Source organism: Corynebacterium sp. UMB2355A (assembly GCF_033877495.1).
In the GTDB taxonomy this organism is placed as follows: domain Bacteria; phylum Actinomycetota; class Actinomycetes; order Mycobacteriales; family Mycobacteriaceae; genus Corynebacterium; species Corynebacterium pseudogenitalium.
Genome location: NZ_CP138855.1, coordinates 2,110,089 through 2,132,479, shown reverse-complemented (window position 1 = coordinate 2,132,479; position 22,391 = coordinate 2,110,089). Strand labels below are relative to the sequence as shown.

20 protein-coding genes are annotated in these 22,391 nt (G+C 59.8%); 10 read left to right on the top strand and 10 right to left on the bottom strand.

What is annotated here, in order from left to right:
* The first annotated feature begins 93 nt into the window (after positions 1 to 93).
* From glmU to pth (R0V12_RS10125), 6 genes are all read left to right on the top strand, one after another.
* A complete protein-coding gene (gene glmU, locus R0V12_RS10150; protein WP_413774881.1) occupies positions 94 to 1,476 on the top strand; it encodes a bifunctional UDP-N-acetylglucosamine diphosphorylase/glucosamine-1-phosphate N-acetyltransferase GlmU in 1,383 nt (460 codons plus the stop codon).
* A gap of 9 nt (positions 1,477 to 1,485) precedes the next feature.
* Positions 1,486 to 2,463, top strand: a complete 978-nt coding sequence (locus tag R0V12_RS10145) for a ribose-phosphate diphosphokinase (RefSeq protein ID WP_070362775.1) — start codon at positions 1,486 to 1,488, stop codon at positions 2,461 to 2,463.
* A 163-nt stretch (positions 2,464 to 2,626) separates the two neighbouring features.
* A complete protein-coding gene (locus R0V12_RS10140; RefSeq protein ID WP_320072583.1) occupies positions 2,627 to 3,985 on the top strand; it encodes an amino acid permease in 1,359 nt (452 codons plus the stop codon).
* A gap of 33 nt (positions 3,986 to 4,018) precedes the next feature.
* A complete protein-coding gene (gene hisC / locus R0V12_RS10135; RefSeq protein ID WP_320072582.1) occupies positions 4,019 to 5,083 on the top strand; it encodes a histidinol-phosphate transaminase in 1,065 nt (354 codons plus the stop codon).
* A 141-nt stretch (positions 5,084 to 5,224) separates the two neighbouring features.
* The gene (locus R0V12_RS10130; protein ID WP_070362778.1) at positions 5,225 to 5,857 is read left to right on the top strand and encodes a 50S ribosomal protein L25/general stress protein Ctc; all 633 of its coding nucleotides are present in this window, start codon (positions 5,225 to 5,227) and stop codon (positions 5,855 to 5,857) included.
* Positions 5,858 to 5,941: 84 nt separating this feature from the next.
* The gene (gene pth / locus R0V12_RS10125) at positions 5,942 to 6,517 is read left to right on the top strand and encodes an aminoacyl-tRNA hydrolase (RefSeq protein WP_070479311.1); all 576 of its coding nucleotides are present in this window, start codon (positions 5,942 to 5,944) and stop codon (positions 6,515 to 6,517) included.
* Positions 6,518 to 6,523: 6 nt separating this feature from the next.
* Here pth (R0V12_RS10125) and R0V12_RS10120 read toward each other — a convergent pair whose 3' ends face one another.
* Positions 6,524 to 7,438, bottom strand: a complete 915-nt coding sequence (locus tag R0V12_RS10120; RefSeq protein ID WP_070479309.1) for a nitronate monooxygenase — start codon at positions 7,436 to 7,438, stop codon at positions 6,524 to 6,526.
* Between the two features lie 54 nt (positions 7,439 to 7,492).
* On the opposite strand from R0V12_RS10120, the gene pth (R0V12_RS10115) reads away from it, so the two are divergent.
* The gene (gene pth, locus R0V12_RS10115) at positions 7,493 to 8,086 is read left to right on the top strand and encodes an aminoacyl-tRNA hydrolase (RefSeq protein WP_320072581.1); all 594 of its coding nucleotides are present in this window, start codon (positions 7,493 to 7,495) and stop codon (positions 8,084 to 8,086) included.
* Between the two features lie 10 nt (positions 8,087 to 8,096).
* Here the strand turns inward: pth (R0V12_RS10115) and R0V12_RS10110 are convergent, their stop codons facing one another.
* A complete protein-coding gene (locus tag R0V12_RS10110; RefSeq protein WP_070362782.1) occupies positions 8,097 to 8,651 on the bottom strand; it encodes an NADPH-dependent FMN reductase in 555 nt (184 codons plus the stop codon).
* Positions 8,652 to 8,783: 132 nt separating this feature from the next.
* Here R0V12_RS10110 and R0V12_RS10105 point away from each other — a divergent pair, with 132 nt between their 5' ends.
* Positions 8,784 to 10,430 carry a peptide chain release factor 3 gene (locus tag R0V12_RS10105; protein ID WP_070362783.1) on the top strand — a complete coding sequence of 549 codons (1,647 nt, stop codon included), beginning with the start codon at positions 8,784 to 8,786 and terminating at the stop codon, positions 10,428 to 10,430.
* On the opposite strand, the gene R0V12_RS10100 is transcribed toward R0V12_RS10105, so the two are convergent.
* Entirely contained in the window at positions 10,427 to 11,578 is a 1,152-nt protein-coding gene (locus R0V12_RS10100; RefSeq protein ID WP_071573295.1) for a YihY/virulence factor BrkB family protein, read from the bottom strand. The two genes, R0V12_RS10105 and R0V12_RS10100, sit on opposite strands and share 4 nt — an antisense overlap.
* Here R0V12_RS10100 and R0V12_RS10095 point away from each other — a divergent pair.
* Positions 11,577 to 12,020 carry a hypothetical protein gene (locus tag R0V12_RS10095; protein ID WP_070479302.1) on the top strand — a complete coding sequence of 148 codons (444 nt, stop codon included), beginning with the start codon at positions 11,577 to 11,579 and terminating at the stop codon, positions 12,018 to 12,020. The genes R0V12_RS10100 and R0V12_RS10095 overlap by 2 nt on opposite strands.
* A 5-nt stretch (positions 12,021 to 12,025) precedes the next feature.
* Entirely contained in the window at positions 12,026 to 12,736 is a 711-nt protein-coding gene (locus R0V12_RS10090) for a metal-dependent transcriptional regulator (RefSeq protein WP_083329492.1), read from the top strand.
* Here the strand turns inward: R0V12_RS10090 and R0V12_RS10085 are convergent.
* The 7 genes from R0V12_RS10085 to R0V12_RS10055 all read right to left on the bottom strand — a co-directional run bounded on the left by R0V12_RS10085 (position 12,630) and on the right by R0V12_RS10055 (position 22,331).
* Positions 12,630 to 13,541: a metal ABC transporter permease gene (locus R0V12_RS10085; protein ID WP_070976163.1), complete on the bottom strand. Its 912-nt coding sequence runs from the start codon at positions 13,539 to 13,541 to the stop codon at positions 12,630 to 12,632. The two genes, R0V12_RS10090 and R0V12_RS10085, sit on opposite strands and share 107 nt — an antisense overlap.
* Positions 13,538 to 14,491: a metal ABC transporter permease gene (locus R0V12_RS10080; RefSeq protein WP_070976161.1), complete on the bottom strand. Its 954-nt coding sequence runs from the start codon at positions 14,489 to 14,491 to the stop codon at positions 13,538 to 13,540. Before R0V12_RS10080 ends, R0V12_RS10085 begins: the two co-directional genes overlap by 4 nt.
* Positions 14,491 to 15,240, bottom strand: a complete 750-nt coding sequence (locus tag R0V12_RS10075; RefSeq protein ID WP_070976160.1) for a metal ABC transporter ATP-binding protein — start codon at positions 15,238 to 15,240, stop codon at positions 14,491 to 14,493. The genes R0V12_RS10080 and R0V12_RS10075 overlap by 1 nt, the downstream gene beginning before the upstream one ends.
* A 3-nt stretch (positions 15,241 to 15,243) precedes the next feature.
* Positions 15,244 to 16,200: a metal ABC transporter substrate-binding protein gene (locus tag R0V12_RS10070; protein WP_070362790.1), complete on the bottom strand. Its 957-nt coding sequence runs from the start codon at positions 16,198 to 16,200 to the stop codon at positions 15,244 to 15,246.
* Between the two features lie 163 nt (positions 16,201 to 16,363).
* Entirely contained in the window at positions 16,364 to 18,736 is a 2,373-nt protein-coding gene (locus tag R0V12_RS10065) for a zinc metalloprotease (RefSeq protein WP_320072580.1), read from the bottom strand.
* A 12-nt stretch (positions 18,737 to 18,748) separates the two neighbouring features.
* Positions 18,749 to 20,803: a Rib/alpha-like domain-containing protein gene (locus R0V12_RS10060; RefSeq protein WP_320072579.1), complete on the bottom strand. Its 2,055-nt coding sequence runs from the start codon at positions 20,801 to 20,803 to the stop codon at positions 18,749 to 18,751.
* A 133-nt stretch (positions 20,804 to 20,936) separates the two neighbouring features.
* Positions 20,937 to 22,331 carry a glyceraldehyde-3-phosphate dehydrogenase gene (locus R0V12_RS10055; protein ID WP_246814959.1) on the bottom strand — a complete coding sequence of 465 codons (1,395 nt, stop codon included), beginning with the start codon at positions 22,329 to 22,331 and terminating at the stop codon, positions 20,937 to 20,939.
* Between the last annotated feature and the right edge of the window lie 60 nt (positions 22,332 to 22,391).

Genomic DNA, 22,391 nt, shown 5'->3' with positions numbered 1-22,391 from the left:
ACCTCATTCACCGATGAATTAAGGAGTACCCGTTCAGTGGTAAATCATCCTGAATGCGCCGTCGTAGTCCTCGCCGCAGGTGCGGGCACGCGCATGAAGTCCAGCATCCAGAAAACACTGCATAAGATCGGCGGACGCAGCCTGCTCGCGCACTCGCTGCACGCAGCCAACGCGGTGGGGCCACAGGAGCTCGTCGCTGTCGTCGGCCACCAACGCGATCAAGTCTCCCCCGCTGTTGATGCCATCGCCGAAGAGATGGGCCGCAGCATCAAGCAGGCAGTGCAGGAGGAGCAAAACGGCACGGGCCACGCGGTACAGTGCGGGCTTGAGGTCATCCCTGACTTCGAGGGCACTGTCGTTGTTACGAACGGCGATGTGCCGCTCCTGCAGCCATCAACAATCACCGAGCTTATCGACGCCCACAAGGCCACCAGTGCCGCCGTCACCGTGCTGTCGCTCGAGTTCGACAACCCAACTGGCTACGGCCGCATCATCCGCGACGCTTCCGGCAACGTGCTGGAAATCGTGGAGGAAAAGGACGCCAACGAGGAGCAAAAGAAGGTCCGCGAGGTCAACTCCGGCGTGTTCGCCTTCGATGCCGCGGTCCTGCGCGATGCACTGACCCGCATCGACGCCAACAACGCGCAGGGAGAGCTCTACATCACCGACGTACTCGGCATCGCGCGCGGCGACGGCAAGGCCGTCAGCGCCTACGTCGCGAAGGACCCTCGCGAGTTGGCCGGCGTGAACGACCGCGTACAGCTCGCCGAGGCCGGCAAGGAACTCAACCGCCGCTTGGTCGAGCGCGCCATGCGCGCTGGCGCCACTGTCGTCGACCCTGCTACGACCTGGATCGGCGTGGATGTTGAGATCGGCCAGGACGTCATCATTCAGCCAAACACGCAGCTGTGGGGCTCAACCGTGATTGGCAACGGCGCGACCATCGGCCCAGACACCACCTTGACGGACATGGAGGTCGGCGAGGGCGCACAGGTTGTCCGCACGCAGGGCTCCCTCTCCGTCATCGGCGCGAACGCGAATGTCGGCCCATTCACGTTCATCCGCCCAGGCACCGAACTTGGCGCGAATGGCAAGCTCGGCGGATTCGTCGAAGCCAAGAACGCAAAGATTGGCGAAGGCTCAAAGGTGCCACACCTGACCTACATTGGCGACGCCACCGTTGGCCGCGAGTCCAACATCGGCGCATCGTCTGTGTTCGCCAACTACGACGGCGTCCAGAAGCACCACACCACGATTGGCGACTACTGCCGAACTGGCTCGGACACGATGTTCGTAGCGCCAGTAACCGTAGGCGATGGCGCGTACACTGGCGCAGGTACGGTGGTAACAAAGGATGTGCCGGCGGGTGCGCTGGCCATCAAGGAGGGCCATCAGCGCAACATCGAAGGTTGGGTTGAGGCCAACCGCCCGGGTACGGACGCAGCGAATGCTGCAAAGAAAGCACGCGAGAACTAAAGGATCACCATGACTGGATATTCCACGGAAAGCCAAAAAGACCTCAAGCTATTTACTGGACGCGCCCACCCTGAGCTTGCGGAGGCCGTCGCAAAGTGTCTGAACATCGAGTTGGTACCGACCACCGCGCGCGATTTTGCGAATGGTGAAATCTTTGTCCGCTTCGAAGAGTCCGTGCGTGGCTCGGACTGCTTTGTGATGCAGTCGCACGCGCAGCCGCTGAATAAGTGGCTGATGGAGCAGCTCATCATGATTGATGCACTCAAGCGTGGTTCCGCAAAGCGCATCACCGCGATTCTGCCGTTCTACCCGTACGCCCGCCAGGACAAGAAGCACCGTGGCCGCGAGCCTATCTCCGCCCGCCTGGTTGCTGACCTGCTCACCGCTGCCGGCGCAGACCGCATCGTGTCCGTGGATCTGCACACGGATCAGATCCAGGGCTTCTTCGATGGCCCGGTCGACCACATGCACGCTCAGCCAATCCTGGTGGACTACATCAAGTCCAAGTACCCGATGGACAACCTCGTGGTGGTCTCCCCTGACGCTGGCCGCGTGAAGTCGGCTGAGAAGTGGGCCAATATGTTGGGTGATGCCCCGATGGCGTTCGTGCACAAGACTCGAGACATCGACGCCGCGAACAAGGTTGTCTCCAACCGCGTTGTCGGCGACGTCGACGGCAAAGACTGCATCCTGATGGACGACATGATTGATACCGGTGGCACCATCGCAGGTGCGGTTGGCGTGCTGAAGAAGGCCGGCGCGAAGTCGGTCGTCATCGCGTGTACCCACGGTGTTTTCTCTGACCCGGCACGTGAGCGTCTGAGCGACTGTGGCGCGGAGGAAGTGATCACGACCGACACGCTTCCGCAGAGCACCGAAGGCTGGAAGAACCTCACCGTGCTTTCCATCGCTCCGCTGCTGGCAAAGACCATTCACGAGATTTTCGAAAATGGCTCGGTAACGACGCTCTTCGAGGGACAAGCATAGCCTTACGCCTCACTTTCGGGATCTCCCCCCTTGCGCGCTTCCCCGCGAAGCGGCGTCAAGGGGGTTCTTTGTACACACCCAACGGTTGTCTGACACACGCAATTGATTAATGTGTGAGGGAGCCTCCGGCTATCCGGCAACTTTTATCGCAAGGAGTACGCCAATGAGCGGCGATGAACAACACCAAGCCACCAGCGATGGTGGTCTGCAGCGCAAGGTGAAAAACCGTCAGCTGCAGATGATCGCATTCGGTTCCTGTATCGGAACTGGCCTGTTTCTTGGTTCTGCGGAATCCATTAGCTATGCGGGCCCAGCGGTCCTGCTCACATTTTTAATTGTCGGGTTCATCGTCTATCTGCTGATGCGCATGCTCGGCGAGATGGCAGTAGCGCATCCTGTCTCAGGCTCGTTCGCGGCCTATGCTCGTGAGTTTATCGGCCCGCGCGCCGGGTTTATCACGGGATGGAACTGGTGGTTTACCACCATCGTGGTGGGCATGATTGAGCTCACCGCGATGGGCACCTTCCTCGACTTCTGGTTCCCTGACATTCCGCACTGGCTCACTGCGCTTGTCACGCTTATCGTTGTGATGCTTGTGAACGCAGCACGCGTGAGCGTGTTCGCAGAGGCCGAGTACTGGCTCTCACTGTTTAAGGTCATTGCGCTGATCCTGATGATCATTCTGGGCGTTGTGCTGGTGCTTGGTCTTGGTCCGGAGCCAGCAGTCGGTTTTGGCAACCTCTTTGTCCACGGCGGATTCTTCCCGAATGGCGCATCTGGTGTGCTGTTCTCCCTGGTAGCGGTGACCTTTACATTCGGCGGCATCATGTCGATCGGCACGGCAGCTGGCGAGACAGAGCACCCGGAGAAGACGATCCCGCGCGCAGTGAACTCTGTTATTTGGCGCATTTTGGTCTTCTACATCGGTGGCATGAGCGTCATCTTGCTGCTCGCGCCGTGGGACGAACAGGATATTTCCGCCAGCCCGTTCGTCAGGGTGCTCTCCTCCGTGGGAATCGACGGCGCCGCGCACTTGCTCAACCTTGTTATTTTGGTAGCGGTTGCGTCAGTGTGTAACACAATGACGTACTCGGGAAGCCGTATGCTGCGCGATCTCGCGCGCAATGGCCAGGCGTCCTCATTTTTCGCAGCAACAACCAAAAAGGGGTTGCCGCTTCGCGCTCTGCTGTTCAACGGTTCGCTGATGGGCATTGTGGTCTTCATGAACTACTTCTTTGAGGGTCGTGTGTTCGCCATCCTGCTTGCCATCATCGTCGGCTCCGAGCTGATTACTTGGGCTGCTGTGTGCTTCGCGCACCTGAACTTCCGGAAGACGCACCCCGATGTGTCCTTCCGCGCTCCGTGGTACCCAGTGGCAAACTGGATCTGTGCAGGGTTCTTCATCCTGGTGTTGGTCCTGATGGCGTTCCTGCCTGATTACCGCACCGGCCTGTTCGCTCTGATCGGCTGGGTGATCGCGCTTTCAATCATTTGGGCGTTGAAGCCGAAGTCGCGCGCCTAAACTTTTCTATTCTCTACTCAAGGAACATCCGAGTTGATTCGCAAAGATCTCGATAGCCTTCCGTCCTACGTCCCCGGCCAGAGGAACGAGCGTGCGGTGAAGCTTTCCTCCAATGAGATTGCTGAGGGCCCACTGCCCGCAGTAGAGGAGGCGATGGCACAGTCACTGCGGACCGTGAACCGATACCCGGACATGGGTGCGATGCAACTGCGCGAGGCGATTGCTGCCTCGCTCGGCGTGCGGTCGGAGCAGGTCGCTGTCGGCACCGGGTCTTCAGCGCTGTGCCAGCAGCTGGTGACCATGACCTCGCAGCCGGGCAACGAGGTCGTCTTCCCATGGCGGTCGTTCGAGGCGTACCCGATTTTCGCTCAGATCGCGGGAGCTACGCCGGTTGCAGTGCCATTGACGGCTGACCACCGGATGGATTTGCCAGCGATGGCGGATGCAATTACCCCACGAACTTCCCTGGTGTTTGTGTGCAACCCGAATAACCCGACGGGCACCACAATCACGGAGCGTGAGTGGGCTGACTTCATGGCCCGCGTCCCTCAAGACGTTATCGTCGCGCTGGACGAGGCCTACTTCGAATACAACGCAGCTACCGACTCCCCGCGCGGTGTCGATGAAATTCAGGTGTATCCCAACGTTGTGTGCCTTAGGACCTTTTCCAAGGCGTATGGGCTGGCCGGAGCGCGCGTTGGCTACGCGTTCGGCCAGGAGGAGACGATCGATGCGCTGAATAAGGTCGCCGTTCCGTTTAGTGTGAGCTCGGTGGCACAGGTCGGTGCGCTTGCTTCCTTGTCTTCACAAGACGAGCTCCACGACCGCGTCGCCCGGACGCGCGCGCAGCGTGAGCGGCTGCAGGAGTTCTTCGCTGCATACGGAACTCCCCACTCCGAGGCGAATTTCGTGTGGGTTCCGGCAGAGAGTTTGAACGAATCACCGCAGGAGTTGGCGGCGCAGCTTGCTTCGCACGGGGTGCTTGTTCGCGCCTTTGATGAAGGCATCCGTATTACGGTGACAAACGAGGAAGAAACCAATGCGTGCACTGCCGCCTGGCGGGCGCTTGACAATGGTGGGCGTCGAAACCTAAGCTAGCTGGGTCTCGGCGAGGGCTGATTTTGGCCGTTATCGACGCGATATGTATCTCAGACTTTGGCCTGTGATCACTCGACGAGCAATTTGTCCGTTCAGTGGTCACAGGTTTTTTGTGGCCCAATTACAAAAGGAGTCACAAACATGGCTATTACCCCAGTTGTTGTCCCAGGTCAGAAGCGCGAAGAGTTCGGCAAGGGCGCTGCACGTCGCCTGCGTCGCGACGGCCGTATCCCGGGCGTTCTCTACGAAGCTGGCATCGACAACATCCACTTCTCTGTCGACCGCATCGAGATGACCTCCATCGTGCGCAACGAGGGCGTCAACGCCATTGTTGAGCTGGAGCTCGACGGCGAGAAGCTGCTCGCGATGGTCAAGCACATCGACCAGAACGTGATCACCCTCGATATCGACCACATCGACCTGCTCGGCATTAAGCGCGGCGAGAAGGTTGTCGTCGAGGTCCCTGTTGTCACTGTCGGCGAGGCTCACCCAGACGCAGTCGTCCTGGTCGAGTCCGACCTGATCGAGATCGAGATCGACGCTCTGAACATCCCGGACGAGATCGAGGTCAACATCGATGGCAAGGAGATCGGCGACCTCATCACCGCTGCCGACGTCACGCTGCCTGAGGGCGCTGAGCTGGTGTCCGCTCCGGATCACCTGCTGGTGAACTTCACCTACGAGCAGGTTGACGAGGATCTCGAGGCTGCAGCTGAGGAAGCTGAAGAGGGCGGCGCTGAAGCTGGCGCAGAGTCCACTGAGGAAGCTGAGTAATCCTCCCGCTGCGTTTCACAACGTTTCGACGCCCCGTTCCACATGCGAGCGGGGCGTTTTGCCATCTGTGCCTATGATGTGGGAATGACTGCTTCACCTATCATCGTCGTGGGCCTTGGAAACCCTGGCCCGAAATATGAGGGAACGCGCCATAACGTAGGCGTGTCTGTTATTGAGGAGCTCGCGGGCCGAGCAACGATGTCGCCGGCGACGCTTGCGCTGCACAAGCGCACGAATACCCAGGTTGCGGAACTCGCCGCAGGCAGGCTTCTGGCGGACCGTCGAGTGGTCCTGGCACGAACGCAAAGCTACATGAACGTGTCTGGCGGCCCGGTCAAGGCACTGCTTGACTACTTCGACGCCTCCCCCGCGGACCTTTACGTGGTCCACGACGAGCTTGACCTTCCGCTGGGAGAGGTGAAGCTACGCACCGGCGGGGGCGACCACGGGCATAACGGGCTGAAGTCAGTGACCCAGTCGCTGTCGAAGCTGAAAAACGGCAAGAACTACAACAAGCTTGCGGTCGGGATTGGGCGCCCGCCGGGCAAGATGCCGCCGGCGGACTTTGTGCTGCGCCAGTTCGCGGCGAAAGAGCAGATCGATGTCGCGATTGCTGTTGCCGATGCGGCCGACGCGTTCATCGCCCACGCGCAGGGTTAAACAGGGTTAACGGGTACCTGCCATCCACGCTTCCACGGCCGCCGCGGGCCCCGTAGGCAAGGTGCCTCGGCGGGCACCGACTAGGCAGTAGTCATTGCTCGAGGTCATGGGGCGCAGGTAGGGGTAGAGTGGCGGCAGATCGGGGTGTTCGTCTGTGAACGCGCTCTGGATACCCCTGGCGACCCGTCCGCTGAACGCCCTGCTGGCAATCGTCGACCGATCGCTTTGGAGAAGCTCTCGGTTGCGCAGGCTCGTTCCGGCTTCGTCCGTCATGAGGAATATGCTGCCGCAGGATACCGCCGTGGCGCCTGCTTCAATGAGGCGATCGACGTCGTAGGGCGTGCGCGCTCCCCCAGCCGCGATGATTGGCACTCTGATGTCCTTGAGCACGCGGACAAGCTCCAGGGTGTCCCGCGGGTCGGGTGTCTCGTTCGGCGACCACGTTGCGCGGTGGCCTCCTGCAGAAATTCCTTGCACCACAAGTGCGTCAACGCCACGCGCGACGGCAACCTTCGCTTCTTCTTCGTTGGTGACGGTCGCCCAGGCCTGCGCGCCGGCGTTGTGTGCGCGTTGAATTTCGCGCTCGGAAAAACACCCAAACGTCGAGGAGACCACTGCAGGGCCAGCCTCGAGCGCAATCGCAAACTTATCCTCGAAGCCACAGCTCAAGTCAACATCCGGCACCTCCACCCCAAGTTCCGCGGCCAGCGCGCGGACGTCACGCTGATCGGGCGCAATCCGCTGTGGCATGAAGAAGTTCACGCCAAAGTTGCCGGTGACCTCCGCAAGTTCTTCGCGGGCCTGCGAGACGCTGCAGGTCCCAAACGCGAGGAACCCAAACGTCACGGCATTGACAAGGGCCGGCGTGGAGGGTCCTCCCGCCATCGGAGCCGCAATAATCTTCGGTAGCTGCATACCCATACGCTAACGGCTCCCACCGTGAGAATCAAGAGGTTCTGCCTTACACTAGCCTCCGTGTTGAACTTCTTCCGCCGCTTCAAGCGCGCCAACCCCGCCCCTGAGAACATCGACTGGCTCGTAGTTGGGCTGGGCAACCCTGGTACCGAGTACGAGCGGACGCGACACAACGTCGGCTACCTCGTTGTGGATGCGCTCGCGAAATCGCTTCCGGTCATCGCAGGTCGCGATTACTCGTTCGCGGTGAAGGACGGTGTGGCCTACGCCCGCGCGCACACCTACATGAACGAGTCTGGCAAGGCCATCGCTCCGCTCGCCGCGCGCTACAACCTTCCTCCGGAGCGGATCGTGATTGTCCACGACGAGCTGGACCTGCCTCCGGGCAAGGTTCGTTTGAAGCAGGGCAGCAACGAGAACGGCCACAACGGGTTGAAGTCGCTCACGCAGGAGCTCGGGACGCGCGACTACGTGCGGGTGCGCGTCGGCATCGGCAGGCCGCCGAAAGGAAGCGGCATCGCTATCCCCGATTGGGTGCTTGCGGAATTCACAACCACCCCCACTGATGCAATCGCGTTAGCTGCCGATGCCGTCCACGCAATCACCAGCACCGGGCTCGCGCAAGCGCAAAACGAGATCCACCCGCGCAGCTAACCCGGCTCTCCTACTGGGAAGCGTGATGGTGACGCAAGAACTGTTCCAGCGCATTCAGCATCTTCGTCAGGTCTGTGTTCTTCTGCGGGCGCGGGGTGAGGGTGCCGTTGGTGGCGTCGTCGAAAAGTGAAAGGGCAACTTGGTTGCGCACGTCGAACATCGAAAAGTTTGCGACGATCTGCCGCCAGTGCTCCACCGCGCGAATCGCGCCGTCGGCACTGTATCCAACGAATGCGACGGGCTTCATGGCCCACTCGCCGCTGAGGCTGTCGTAGGCGTTCTTCATCGCGCCAGGCACGGAGTGATTGTGCTCAGGGGTAACGAAGATGTAGCCGTCGCAACTATCGACTGCGCGAGACCATGCGGTAACACGCTCATCGGCGTACTGTTTGTTCGCGCCTCCAGGTAGCGTCGCTGTGTCGAGCAGTGGGACTTGAAACTCCTGGAGATCAAGGATCTCGTAGGTGACGTCGGGGCTGTTCGCAGCAGCGTCAGCAACCCAGTGGGCAACTTGCTCGCCAAAGCGGCCTTGGCGAATGGATCCGAGCACGATTCCGACTTTCATCACAAACCTCACAGTGTTGCGTTACGTTGACCTAATTCTTTCCCAACCGCGGCGACTATAGCACCGCCGCTTCTCACCCTACCTGCCTCCGGTTGTCTATCTCCCCCGCCTTGCGACTACGCTTGAGCACTTATGAGCACGTCTACTGGTACCCGCGCAGAGGCCCACCGTCGCCGCACGTTCGCAGTCATTGCCCACCCCGATGCTGGTAAGTCAACGCTGACGGAGGCGCTCGCGCTGCACGCGCACGTTATTTCGGAAGCAGGTGCGGTGCACGGAAAGGGCAACCGCAAGTCGACGGTCTCCGACTGGATGGATATGGAAAAGGAGCGCGGCATTTCGGTCGCGTCCTCGGCGCTCCAGTTCGAGTACCTCCCCGAAGGCTCGGAGGCGACGACGCCCTACATGATCAACCTGGTTGATACGCCTGGTCACGCCGATTTCTCCGAAGATACCTACCGCGTGCTGTCCGCAGTCGATGCCGCTGTCATGCTTATCGACGCCGCCAAGGGCCTTGAGCCACAAACCCTCAAGCTCTTCCGCGTCTGCAAGGCGCGCGGCTTGCCGATCGTCACGGTGGTCAACAAGTGGGACCGCATCGGCCGCGAGCCGCTCGAGCTGGTGGACGAGATTGTCCAGGAGATCGACCTGCAGCCGACGCCGCTGTACTGGCCTGTCGGCGAGGCTGGCGACTTCCGTGGGCTCGCCCACATCAACGCTGACGGCGAGGCAGACAACTATATCCACTTCATCCGTACCGCCGGCGGGTCCACCATCGCGCCGGAGGAGCACTACTCCCCTGATGAGGCAGCTAACCGCGAGGGCGAGACCTGGGAGACCGCCGTCGAGGAAGCTGAGCTGCTTGCCGCCGACGGCGCTGTGCACGACCAGACGCTGTTCGAGCAGTGCGTGACCTCCCCCATCATCTTCGCCTCCGCGATGCTGAACTTCGGTGTCCATCAAATCCTGGACACGCTGTGCGCGATCGCGCCAGCTCCTCAGGGCCGTGACGCCGACCCCAAGGCCGTCGAGACTTCCACCACCGCGATGGATACTCACCGTGACCTCGACGACGACTTTTCCGGTGTGGTGTTCAAAGTGCAGGCAGGCATGGACAAACACCACCGCGACACCTTGGCGTTTATGCGAGTCATCTCCGGCGAGTTCGACCGCGGTATGCAGGTCACGCACGCCCAAAGTGGCCGTACGTTCTCCACCAAGTACGCGCTGACTGTGTTCGGCCGAAACCGCGACACCGTGGAAACCGCCTTCCCCGGCGACATCATCGGTTTGGTCAACGCCGGTTCGCTCGCGCCGGGCGACACCATCTACGCAGGCAAGAAGGTGCAATACCCGCCGATGCCGCAGTTCGCACCGGAACACTTCCAGACGCTGCGCGCTAAGTCTTTGGGCAAGTATAAGCAGTTCCGTAAGGCCCTCGACCAGCTGGATGCGGAAGGCGTTGTCCAGATCCTGCGCAACGACCTGCGCGGCGACGCTGCTCCGGTCATGGCGGCCGTCGGCCCGATGCAGTTCGAGGTCATGCAGGCCCGCATGGAGCTGGAGTACAACGTGGAAACAGTCACGGAACCAATCCCGTACTCGGTGGCACGTCGCACCGATGCCGAATCCGCGGAGGCGCTTGGTCGCCAGCGTGGCGTCGAGATCTTCACGCGCACTGACGGTGAGCTCATCGCCCTGTTCGGTGATAAGTGGCGCCTGGCCTTCATCCAGAAGGAGCACCCGAACCTCACGATGGAACCACTCGTCGCCGACTAGGCCTCCGGCCCCTCCTCGACGTCGTCGTCTTCCCCCTGCTCTTTGAGCGCGGAGGCACTGCGGTCGATCCAGTGCTGCACTTTCAGCCGGAAATCGACCGCTTTCGTGCTTCTCGGCGGGACCTGAATGATTGTTTTTGCGTCATAGCCGACCTGCAGCTGTTTCACGCGCAGCACTTCCGCGTCGATCTTGACGCCTTCAAGTAGCACGACGTTCATCACCCACACCAGAACAAGCACGGCACCTGCCGTACCGAACGCCCCGTACGCGCTCGAAATCCCGATCGTGCCGATGAACCACGAAAAGCCAAGCCAAATAATGAAAATCGCCGTCAACGCCATCGAAGATCCGAGGGTGAGCAGGCGAAACTTCTCCGGCCGTACGTTGGGCGAAACGTAGTAGAGCACGGAGATCAACGCGATCGCAGTCACGATGATGACTGGGAAGCGGGCGTAATCCCAGACAGGCAGGAAGATCTTTGTCAGGTAATCAACGGTATCTGTCATCCCTAGAGGTTCTGCGATCGGCTGCAGCAGACCGTTCACAATTGACTCGCGCAAAAACGTGCCGACGATGATCACGATCACCCCAAGCACCATTATCAGCGTGGTGACCCACATGGTGAACCACGTGCGGACCAGGTTGCGCCCCTCTATGCGGCCGTACATGACGTTCGCGTTCCGGGAGAAGGACCGCACGTACGCGGATGCGGAAAGAAGCGAGACCACGATCGATACCACCAGCGCAATCGTGCTCTGCGCCGGGGTGCCAATCACCGTCAGGAGGAAGCGCAGGGCCTCATCCTCCAATGCTTCGGGTACATAGAGTGCAATGAAGTCGTCAATGATGTCATTGACGGCGGCCTCGTCACGTGGCAGCAGCAGCGTCGCGATCGAGTAGACCGCCAAAATCATCGGAGCGATAGACAACACGGCGTAATAGGTCAGCGCAGCCGCGCGGTCAAGCATCGCGTCAACGGAGAAGTCTGCAATGACACGCTTGGCCACGTATACCCAGCCCTGCGGCGTCACTCGGTTATCTTTTGTGAACACGTCAGGCCTGTCGCTGTGCTGCGGCACGTGCACGAGTTCGCCGGGACCATAGGGCACGACGTAGTCTGTCGCCGGAGGCGATTCGCTGTGTTCCATGGCGTTTACCCTAGTACAGGGTATCGTGTGCACCATGAGCGTGTTGGGTCAGATCAAGAAATGGTTCGGGGCGGGCGCTGCTCCTGCACTCGCAGAGTACCCGACGGAGTATGAGCGTGTGGAGCTCCCGGTGCTCAAGGTCACGACTGCGGCGCTCTCTCCAGGTTCGGACGAACGATTGGTCGTCGTGACCTCTACACCGGCGGCACTCGCGGAGCTCCAGCGTATCGACGGCCCGCTCCAAATGATCTGCCCCGGCGCGCGCACCGTGACTTGGGTGCCCGTCAAAAAGCCCGCTGTTCCTGTACTCGACCCCAATGCTGGATGGGTCATCCCGCTGACCGCTGAGGCGCGTCAGGAAATCGCTTCGCTGCCGGCGACCGAAGGCGAGCTCGAGCTGCAGACCATGCACCTCGCGTTCATTCTCGAGTCTGTACAGTAAGCCCCATGGATTCCGTTTCCCAGCTCTCCACCAGTACGCAGGACTATCTCAAGTCACTCTGGGCGCTCACCGAATGGTCAGACACGAAGGTGACCACCAAGGTGCTGGCGGATTACATGGGGCTTCGGCTCTCGAGCGTGTCGGACGCCGTCAAGAAGCTTGCTCAGCAAGGGTACGTACACCATAAGCCTTACGCGCCCATTACGCTGACGGAGGAAGGCCGCGCGCACGCCGTCGCGATGATTCGCCGTCACCGCCTCATCGAAACATTCCTCGTGGAAACGCTCGGATACTCGTGGGACCAGGTGCATGACGACGCCGAGGTCCTCGAGCACGCCGTTTCGGAATTCATGCTGCAGCGCCTCGACGCCCACCTCAACTACCCTTCCCGCGACCCACACGGCGACCCCATCCCCGCCGCCGACGGCACCGTGCCGCAATTCCACGCTGAGCCGCTGAGCACGATCGCCCCAGACAACGACGTCGTGGTCCAACGTGTCTCCGACGGTGACCCGAGTCTGCTGCAGTTCTTCGACACCTCCGGTATCACGGTGGGTACGCACTTGCGTACCCAGCAGGCAGCCCCGTTCTCTGACACCGTCGAAGTGCTTATCGACGGCCAGCAACCTCCACTTGCGCTCGGGAAACGCGCAGCGGACGCCGTGTGGGTGACCGCCGAGTCTGCCGAGTCCACCGGGCCCACAAGGCGCAGCTGAGGAACTCGAGCCCGTAGATGACAGTCATCGTGGCGGAGGTGGGGGCGTCGAGAAGGTAGGCGACGCCGAAGCCTGCGACTGCCCCAACCGCAGCGAGCAGAACCGTCAGGGCCATCATGCGAGGTACCGTCGTGGCCAACTGTTTGGCTGCTGCCGCGGGGATGACCACCAGCGCAATGACCAGGATCGCCCCGACTGCGTTGAACGCTGCCGTTACGGTCAACGACACCAGGAACATAAACGCGATCGACAGCATGCCCACTGGCACACCGATGCTGCGCGCGAACTGGCCATCAAACGTGGACGCGAGAAGCTGCGGGTAGAAAAGACCAATCACAGCCACGTTGAGTACGAGCACGGCAAGCATGATGTAGAGGTACACCGGCCCGATCTGCACCCCGCCGAGGCTGAGCTGGTGCCACGCGGCCAGGTTCAAGTCCCCGACGAGCACCGCGTGCGTATCCAGGTGCACGTTCGAGAAGTGCGAGGTAATCAGGATGACGCCCACGCTGAACAGTGCGGGGAAGATAAGCCCCTGCGGCGCGTCACCAATCACCAGGCCCGAATCCCCGAGCCACTGGGCGCCGAGGACCACCAGCACGCCCGCCAGCGCGGCACACACGATCACCACCGGCGAGTTCAGGTTGTTCGTAAATAAGTACCCCAGGGCAATGCCTGGCAGAATCGCGTGCCCGATGGCATCAATGAGCATGGAATGCTTCCGCAGCACAACGAATACCCCCGGCACCGCGCACGCGCTAGCCGTCACTACCGCTAACAAGAGTGTCCCGACGATAAAACTCACGATCCCACCTCCGCTTTCGTTGCAGTTTCCAGCCTGGCGCGTAGCGCTGCGGTTGCGCGCCGCTGTGCGCGAGCCCGTGCGATAACGCTGCGTTTCGGAGCGAAGAGGAACGACACCAGAAAAATCGCGAACAGGACAAGCACGATGACGGGGCCCGTCGGCACGTTGCCAAGCGCGATCGATAAGTAGGATCCGACACCGCTGCCGACCGCCCCAAACACGCCCGCGAGCACGACCATCGCTGGCACTGTTTGCACCCACTGACGCGCCGCAGCAGGCGGAGTTACAACGAATGCCACCATCAGCACCAGCCCCACCGATTTGACCCCGATCACCGTCGCGAGCGCGATCGTCATGAACATCGCCGTGTCGATGACCCTCGGGTGGAACCCAAGCATCGTGGACTGCACGGGGTCGAAGGAGCGCAGCTCGAACTCCTTAAACAACACGCACATCACGCAGACCGCGAGCACCCCGACGATGATGCTGATTCGCAGGTCCGCTCTGGTAATCACTGACGCGTTGCCGAACAGGTAGTCCTGAATCCCACCTTTGCCTGGGAACGGATTGTTTGTGATCACGTCCAGCAACAACATACCGAAGCCGAAGAAGAACGACAGGCTGATCGCCATCGCTGCATCAATCGACGTCCGTGTCCGGGCAGTAATCGTGTTCGCCACCATCACCGCACTTGTACCAGTGATGACAGCGCCCACGAGCAGCGCAACCATGTTACGGCCGTCGACTCCCAGCCCGACGCACAGCAAAAACGCCAGCAGCGTGCCCGGAAGTGCGGAGTGGGAAATCACATCACTGGTCAGCGATTGCTTCCGCAGGTACGCAAACGTCCCGAGCATCCCCGCCACAGCGCCGATGATGGTGGTCCCCCAAAACACCATGGAGTAGGTGTGGTTTGCAAAGAATGCACCAAGGCTTATCGACGTCCCCATCACAGCACACCCAACAATCCCATAGAGTCCGCACTCAATCCGTACGTCTTCGCGATCATCTCCGGCGTAAATGTCGTAGACACCGGGCCCGATGCAATCACTGTCTTGTCCAACAGCGTCACCGCATCGCAGTACGTTGGTACCGTTGCGAGGTCGTGATGGACCATCACCATCGTCGTACCTGCCTCGCGCATGTCGCGGAGCACGTCGATAATTGTCGCCTCACTTTTCGCATCAATGCCCTGAAACGGCTCGTCGAGGAAGAACAGGTCCGGGTCCTGCACTAACCCTCGTGCGAGGAACACCCGCTGGCGCTGCCCACCGGAGAGCGCACCAATCTGGCGGCTGGCGAAATCCTGCATCCCTACGCGCTCCAACGCACCGTACGCGGCGGCGCGTTCGCGCTTCCCCGCCCTGCGGAACCAACCGAGGCTCCCATACGTGCCCATCGTCACCACGTCAAGCACCGTCGTAGGAAAATCCCAGTCAACGCTCGCGTGTTGAGGCATGTAGCCCACACGGTGGCGCACTGCCTTGAGAGGCTGGCCGAAAAACTCGGTCGCCCCGGTCAACGTCGGAACAAGACCCAGCATTGCCTTGATCAGGGTCGACTTGCCGGCGCCATTCGGCCCGACGACCCCCATAATGACGCCTTCTGGGACCCGCACCTCCACCTGCTCCAGGACCGGATCAAGGTGGTAGGCGACGGAAAGATTATGCGTCGCGCACGCAAACGTCTGCGTAGTCATGGGTTACTTGCCCCCGAGCGCTGCAGCAACTGCTTCAGCGTTATGCAGGAACGCCCCGATGTAGGTATCCGTTGGCGCGGTGGGGCCGAGGGTGTCGGCGAAGAGCTCCTCGTCAGAAATGGCAACATCCCACCCGCGGGCGTGCACAGCCTCCTGCAGGCTCTTAATCGCCTGCGGGTTCGCCTGATTGTCCTGGAAGATCGTCGGCACCTTGTTGTCCGCGATGAGATCCGCAAGGTCCGAAAGTTCCGACGCCGACAGCTTCGCCTCTGTGGAAACAAAGTCCGTCGCGTACACATCCAACCCGTAGGTCTTGCCGAAGTAGTTGAAGGCATCGTGGCCGGTGATCAAGATGCGTGGCCCAGTGATGTTCGCCAGCATGGTTGCAGCCTTTTCGTTCGCATCCGCGATTTCCGCCTGGTATTTCGCGGCGTTCTCGTGGTACTCATCGGACTTCGAAGGGTCGACCTCTGCAAGCTTGTTTGCGACCTCGCCGACAACCAGGCTCCACGCCTCTGGACTGTTCCATACGTGCGGGTCATGCAGAGGGTTGCCCTCAGCATCGGTTTCTGGCCAGTCAAGCAGCAGATTGTTCGGCAGCTTGTCTCCTACTGCCAGCTGGCGGTCCCCGAGGCTCTCCAGCTGCTTGATCATCTGAGCTTCGAGGTGCAGGCCGTTCCAGAACACCACATCGGAGGACTGAATCTTGTCGATGTCCTTCGTTGAGGGCTGGTAGGTGTGCGGGTCCCCGCCCGGGCCAACCATCGTGGTGACCTCCGCCTCAGGCGCAATGTTGGCGATGGCATCCGCGAGGTAACCCGTGGTTGCGTAGACCTGCAGCGCACCGTCGGCGTTGATGCCGTCCTGTGTCGCCTGGTTGTCCTCGGTAGACGAGCAGCCTGCGAGCCCTACGCCCAAGGCAAGCGCGCATGCAGTGAGGATCCTGGATGTGCGTGACATGAAGTGTTTCCTTTCAAACTAAGGTGTACCTCACCAACTCTAAAGTTCGCCCTACCGAACTTGCAACTTATTATGTGCAAACTCACACGAAGATATGGTTGAGCTGCACAAATAGAGAAAGGCCCCGCGGGAGAATTCCCACGGGGCCTTTGTAGAGAGAAGTTTAGAACTTCAGAAGACCTGATGCCCATGCCGCAGCGTAGACCGCCGCCAACACACCGCCGACTGCAGCGATAATGCCGACGATCATCCCCACGTTGTCGGACGCGGACGACTTGTCCGACTGGCCCGTGTTCACACCAGTATCGGTCGGTGGCGCCTGAGGCTTCGGCGTCTCAACGTCAATGCGGTCCGGCTCCTCCGGTGCCTGACGCCCAGCCTTCGGGTCCAGAATCCGGCGCGCAGATTCCTTCAGGCGGTCACTAGCGGTTGGATCCTTCTCGATCTCCTTGCGGATGCGCTCCATCTCTTCCGCCGTGTAGTCAAGAACGGAAACCTGGTACTCCTCCTTGAATACCTCGTCGCCTTCGGCGTTAACGATGCGGATCTCAAGCGGCATCGTCGAGTCCCGCAGCGAGGTTGCATTCTTGATCGGGATTTCAACACGTGCAGAAGGTTCCGCACCGCTGGCGTTAATCTGGCCAGGAACAGTGACTTCGATTGGCTCCGCACCCGTGATCGTCGGGTATTTGGCGTACACCGTGAACTTGTGCAGATCCAGACCGAGGTTGCGGATCTCACCAGTCAGTACGTCGGTTGAACGGTTCGTCACCACCGCCGCATCTTCACCACCGGCCAGACGGAAACCGGCCTTTCCAGGGTTCTGATCTGCAGCAATGATTTCTAGCTCGCGAGCAGAAATATTGTGGCTTGGCTCCGGAATGTCGTCGGTGCCAACGGTGCCTTCACCTGAGCCAATGTATTTGCCCTTGAGGTTCAGGTTGTCCCAGTCCGCTGGTACAGAGTATTCGCCCTCGTAGCAGACGACGCCGTCCTGTTCGCACTTCTCCTTCGGGTACCTCTTGTCGGTCTTGGGGACCGATTCATAGGCCTGGTCGGAGTAGTCGAAGTGCGACCACTGGTAGAGGTAGTTCATGACCGACTTGTACGTCGGCAAATACGCCTCGGTATCCACCGGGTTCGTCGACAGTGCGCCATTGTGGGTCAGGCCTAGGTTGTGGCCGAACTCGTGCAGGATGGTGTTTCGCAGCTGCTCTTGGTTGGTCACGTTCTCGTGGTAAGACACGTAAAACGCAGAGTCGTTGACCAGGCCGGTACCCGTCGACCAGTCACCCTTCTCCATCTGGTCGCCGATAATGCCGACGCGGAACACCGACTCACGAGTACCGAGCAGCTCCTGGCGCTTTTGCCCTAGCTTGTCTCGCTTCGACATACCATCCGCGAAGTACAGCGGGGTGAAGTCCTCCGTTGGGCCACCGTGCCTGTTCTCGTAGTTAGGGATGGAGGTGTAGAGGTCACCAGCATCGATATGGAGACGAATCCCGTGCGCAGCGAACTTATCCTCCAGCTCCATCAGGGACTCACGGGAAGGCCGGTACACGTTCGCGTTCGCCTCAGCGCACTTCGCAAACTTCTCAAAGTCTTGGATGTTCGCGCCGAACTTATTCACCTCGTTGCAGTTCAGCGTCTCCCACTCAGACTTCATCCAGTTCAACTGCAGGAACAGATCTTTCTGTCCTACTTTCGCCCCCCACCTGTCGAGTGGAAGCTGGGTCCCGTCAGCAGCGGTAAACCCCACCTTCTCCCACTCATCCGGCAGCCCATCCTGGTCAGTGTCTTTCGCCGTGGGCTGCGTCTGGATGAAGATGTTCGCGGTAACCGACGCCGTCCCCTGAACTGGTAGTTCCTTGTTCCACGCCGCGTACTGGTAGCCGGCGCCGTCTTCGGCAACTTCACCCACCCGGCTAGCTTCGCCAGACTCGATCGCGTGCCCCGCCGCCTTTGAGACGTCAGCACCACGGAAGTTCACCGAAACATCGTAGCCAGGTTTTTCGGCAGGACCGAAGTTAAACCTTCCGCCTCGGTAGGTACCTTGATACTGCGCATACTTTGGCACGGCAGAGAACATCTCAATGTCAATCTTGCGGTCACGCTTCGACTTGTTCGTAGCCTCGACCGTCACGTCCATCGAATTTGTGCCGATCTCAATCGTGCGCGTGATCTGGATTTCGGTGTTCGCATCGTAGTGCGTCAGGATGACCTTGTAACCGATCTCGTTTTCTTCAACGTCAGACTTCGTCTCAGTCGGGAGGAACGCCACCTGCCGCCCGTCGACGGTCAGTACAGTCTGCAGGCTGCTTTCGAGCAAACCGCCGACCGACTGCGGGTTCTGGAACGTCGTGGTCAGCTTCGACCCGTACGCCAGGTCCGAGATAGCAAAGCCTTCAGTCTTCGAATCGTTCTCGATCCAGACGCCGCCGGGAATCTTTTGAACGCCAGCCTCAGCGATGGGCTGCACCCCACCGAAGGCAAGGCCTGCGCACAGCGCGATAGCAAGAGCTCGTTTCATCTTCACTTTTCTCGTCCTTTATCCCGAAACGTCAAATCCGGCGTTCTTCAACGCATGCGTCACCGCATTAAACGGCGGAACATGCTTATTACTGTCCCACAACCAGAAGAGTAAGACACCAAGGCCCTCAGCGGCGATCATGAACGGCACGATCCACCACACGCGCTCCCAGTTCAGCTCCTTTTGCGTCGCTGTTTGCTTAGGCACAACGTGTAGGTCGATCAGCTGCTGTGAGCCATCTTCCCACGTCACAACAACAGGAACGTTAATCTCTTTTGGCTTCTGACTACGTGGCACCGTAGCTCGCACCTCGCCCGTTTCCGGGTTGATATCGACGTTCGCGTCCTGGTTCTTGTAGCTCTTTGGCAGCCCGTAGTGCACACCAGAGAACTGATCTTTCGGCTTGGCAAAGCCCTCTTGCACAGCGTAGTCGACTGTGTTCTTCCTAGCTAACGAGTTAGCAGTTGCCTTCAACTCGATGATTTGGTGCCCACCGGGGAAGTCAACGCGCAGCTTCGCGGTGTAGGTGCTGTCTGCCTCGGTATCTGCCGGAATCTTTGCAGTGACGCGGCCTGTCGCGCGGTCAATGGTGATCGGAATGCCACCGTCGTTTTCGATGGAGAACACGCTGCCGTAGACAGGATCGCCCTCTGGTTCAGCGGTGAACGCCTTACCAGGGGTCACGATTTGCTGTGCATAGCGCAGCTTGTGTGCCTCGAGTTCCTCCGGGCTGAGTTGGTTCACGATGTGCACAGGCAGTGTTACGTACTCCCTTGACCCATCCGTGTAGCTGGCCAGGATGTGTAAGTTGTAATCCTTATCCTCGACGCCTTCGGGAACCACAGCCTCGACGACCCCCGTGGCACTGTCGACGGCGACGTTCCATCCGCGGAGGTCAGCGTTCTTTCTAGCGTCCCAACGGAACTCGGTGCCAACGGGCAGCGGTTCGCGGGAGTTGAGATCTGCAACGAACTTTCCACCTGGCGCCACGCGGGCGTCATCATAGGAGATGTCCGTTACTGTCTTGAGCAGCGGAGGGATCACCTCAAAAGCGGCGTCCGTCTTCAGCTGGCTGCCGTCGGGCATCGTCACGGTCACCGGAATTTTGACGGTCTCCCCGACCTTGGTACCCCTCGAAGCGACGTACTTGACCTCGCCGGTGTTCTTATCGATCGTAGCTTCTGGGTATGAAGTCTCAAACGTCGTCCCACGAGGCACCGGCTGGTTAATGAAGTCGTAGCCGTCTTTACGCAGCGTCAAGCTCGGTGTGATGCTTGAACCGACAGAACCGGGACGAACGTAGCTAGTTGGGTACTTGAAGGCGTACCGATCAGCGCCACTAGCTGATTCCTGCAACTCAATCCTGACGGCAAAGTCAGGTGCATTCGAAGCGCGAATCTTGACGGTGTACACACCGGCCTTCGTCGTTTCGAGTGGTGCAACCTCCACCGTGCCGTCACGGTAGACAGTCACCCATTCAGGAGTCCCACCGATCTTTTCAAACTCGGTACCGGTCTCATTCTCCTCGTTTGGCATGACCACTTTGCGCTCACCTGGCTTCAAGTCAATCTTCGGCCACGTATAGAAAATGGTTTGCTCAGCAGGCAGCTTCAGCGAGGTGATGATGAACGTGTCTTCTTTGACGGTGATCCAACCCGAAATAAAGCGCGGTTTCTCCGGGTCCTTTCCGCCATAGATTTGGTAGCGGTACGAACCTGGGTCGACGATAAACGCAACTGCACCATTCTCGCTGGTGCGCGCAACGTGCGAAGTCTTCCCATCCTGGCTCACGAACCGTACCTCGGTGTCCTGCAGTGGTGAACCATCGGTATCGAGGAAGAGGTACGAGCGCTTCGCTTTCCCTTCCGGAAGTTCCTCAAACCCCAGCGAGTTTGAAGTATCGACGGCAACTTCGTCGATCACTTCCGGAGAATCTTGCTCGGCATGGGCATATGTTGGAGCAATACCTGCGGACACAAGCATGATTGAAGTCGCCGCTGCGACCGCGAGCCCGGTTTTACACTTACCTCGACGCACTATTGCCTCTGCCTTACACTTCTTCGAATCACCCATACCGAAAGACGTACGCTTCTAACTTAGTGTATGAACGTCAATTTGCGAACTCCCAGCGCAAAACGTACACCCCCCAATAACTCATCATGCCCCAGGAACTGCCATGTGCAGCCTGGGGCATGGAAAGAAATGACTACTTCAGATCCTCCGGAACGGTCCGTGCGGGGTAAATGCGCGGGCGAACACCCGCGATCTCCTCAACAACTCGCACTACCTGGTGGGAGTAGCCATACTCATTGTCGTACCAGACGTAGAGCACGAGGTGCTTGCCGGCCGAAATCGTCGCCAACCCGTCAACGACACCAGCGTGCGTGGTACCGAGCAAATCTGTCGAGACAACCTCAGGCGATTGGATGTAGTCAATCTGCTGGCGCAGGTTAGAATCCGTCGAGACCTTACGGAGGAAGTTATTGACCTCATCCTTTGTCGTCTCGGTTTCGAGCTCGAGGTTGAGCACCGCCATGGAAACGTCAGGCGTTGGAACGCGGATCGCGTTGCCGGTCAGCTTGCCCTCGAACTCGGGAAGCGCCTTCGACACAGCCTTTGCGGCACCTGTTTCCGTCAGCACCATGTTGAGGCCAGCAGCGCGACCGCGGCGGTCCCCCTTGTGGAAGTTGTCGGCCAGGTTCTGGTCGTTCGTGTAGGAGTGCACTGTCTCAACGTGACCGTGGACCACACCGTAGCGATCGTTGATGACCTTCAGCACCGGCGTAATACCGTTCGTGGTGCACGAAGCCGCGGACAGGATCTGGTCGCCGTCCGCAATGTCAGCATGGTTGATACCGTAGACGATGTTCTTAATATCACCCTTACCTGGAGCGGTCAGCAGAACGCGGGAGACACCCTTGGACTTCAGGTGCTGGCTCAGCCCAGCCTCATCGCGCCAGACACCGGTGTTATCAACGACGATCGCATCGTTGATGCCGTACTCGGTGTAATCGATGGATGCCGGATCGTTCGCGTAGATCATCTGGATCGGCGTCCCGTTGGCCCAGATGACTTCCTTCTCGTGATCCACAGTGATAGTGCCGTCAAATGGACCGTGCACCGAGTCGCGGCGAAGCAAAGATGCACGCTTGACGATGTCGTCGTCACCCTTCTTCCGCACGACGACGGCGCGCAGGCGCGCTCCCCCGTACATCGCCTCACGAGCAATCAGAATGCGAGCCAACAAGCGGCCGATGCGACCGAAACCATACAGCACAACATCGCGTGGCTCGAGCTCCGAGTCCGTATCGACGACGTCGGCAAGCGCCTCGTTCAAGTAGGCCCGCAGATCGCTCGCGCCGGACTTCTTGTAGTCGCTGGCAAGACGGCCAAGGTCAATCGATGCCGTGCCGAGGTTCATCTGAACAAGCTCACGAAGCACCGGCAACGTGTCCTCGAGCGGAAGCTCCTTCTCCACAATGCGACGCGCGTACCGGTGCGCCTTAATAATGTCGATGTCCGTCACACCTACCAGCAGTCGGCCAAAAATCGAGGTGACAACGTTGTTTTCACGGTGAAGCTGGCTGATGAGCGGAAGCATTTCCTGGGCCAGGGTCAGCTTGTGATTCCAGTCCTGTTGGTGCGTTGTATTCGTAGGCGT

Excerpts from the sequence above, each read along its gene's own strand:
- glmU (WP_413774881.1), top strand. The coding sequence starts at position 94 with ATGAAGTCCAGCATCCAGAAAACACTGCATAAGATCGGCGGACGCAGC.
- R0V12_RS10145 (WP_070362775.1), top strand. The coding sequence starts at position 1,486 with ATGACTGGATATTCCACGGAAAGCCAAAAAGACCTCAAGCTATTTACT.
- R0V12_RS10140 (WP_320072583.1), top strand. The coding sequence starts at position 2,627 with ATGAGCGGCGATGAACAACACCAAGCCACCAGCGATGGTGGTCTGCAG.
- R0V12_RS10130 (WP_070362778.1), top strand. The coding sequence starts at position 5,225 with ATGGCTATTACCCCAGTTGTTGTCCCAGGTCAGAAGCGCGAAGAGTTC.
- pth (WP_070479311.1), top strand. The coding sequence starts at position 5,942 with ATGACTGCTTCACCTATCATCGTCGTGGGCCTTGGAAACCCTGGCCCG.
- R0V12_RS10120 (WP_070479309.1), bottom strand. The coding sequence starts at position 7,438 with ATGGGTATGCAGCTACCGAAGATTATTGCGGCTCCGATGGCGGGAGGA.
- R0V12_RS10110 (WP_070362782.1), bottom strand. The coding sequence starts at position 8,651 with ATGAAAGTCGGAATCGTGCTCGGATCCATTCGCCAAGGCCGCTTTGGC.
- R0V12_RS10105 (WP_070362783.1), top strand. The coding sequence starts at position 8,784 with ATGAGCACGTCTACTGGTACCCGCGCAGAGGCCCACCGTCGCCGCACG.
- R0V12_RS10095 (WP_070479302.1), top strand. The coding sequence starts at position 11,577 with ATGGCGTTTACCCTAGTACAGGGTATCGTGTGCACCATGAGCGTGTTG.
- R0V12_RS10100 (WP_071573295.1), bottom strand. The coding sequence starts at position 11,578 with ATGGAACACAGCGAATCGCCTCCGGCGACAGACTACGTCGTGCCCTAT.
- R0V12_RS10090 (WP_083329492.1), top strand. The coding sequence starts at position 12,026 with ATGGATTCCGTTTCCCAGCTCTCCACCAGTACGCAGGACTATCTCAAG.
- R0V12_RS10080 (WP_070976161.1), bottom strand. The coding sequence starts at position 14,491 with ATGGGGACGTCGATAAGCCTTGGTGCATTCTTTGCAAACCACACCTAC.
- R0V12_RS10075 (WP_070976160.1), bottom strand. The coding sequence starts at position 15,240 with ATGACTACGCAGACGTTTGCGTGCGCGACGCATAATCTTTCCGTCGCC.
- R0V12_RS10070 (WP_070362790.1), bottom strand. The coding sequence starts at position 16,200 with ATGTCACGCACATCCAGGATCCTCACTGCATGCGCGCTTGCCTTGGGC.
- R0V12_RS10060 (WP_320072579.1), bottom strand. The coding sequence starts at position 20,803 with ATGGGTGATTCGAAGAAGTGTAAGGCAGAGGCAATAGTGCGTCGAGGT.
- R0V12_RS10055 (WP_246814959.1), bottom strand. The coding sequence starts at position 22,331 with ATGCTTCCGCTCATCAGCCAGCTTCACCGTGAAAACAACGTTGTCACC.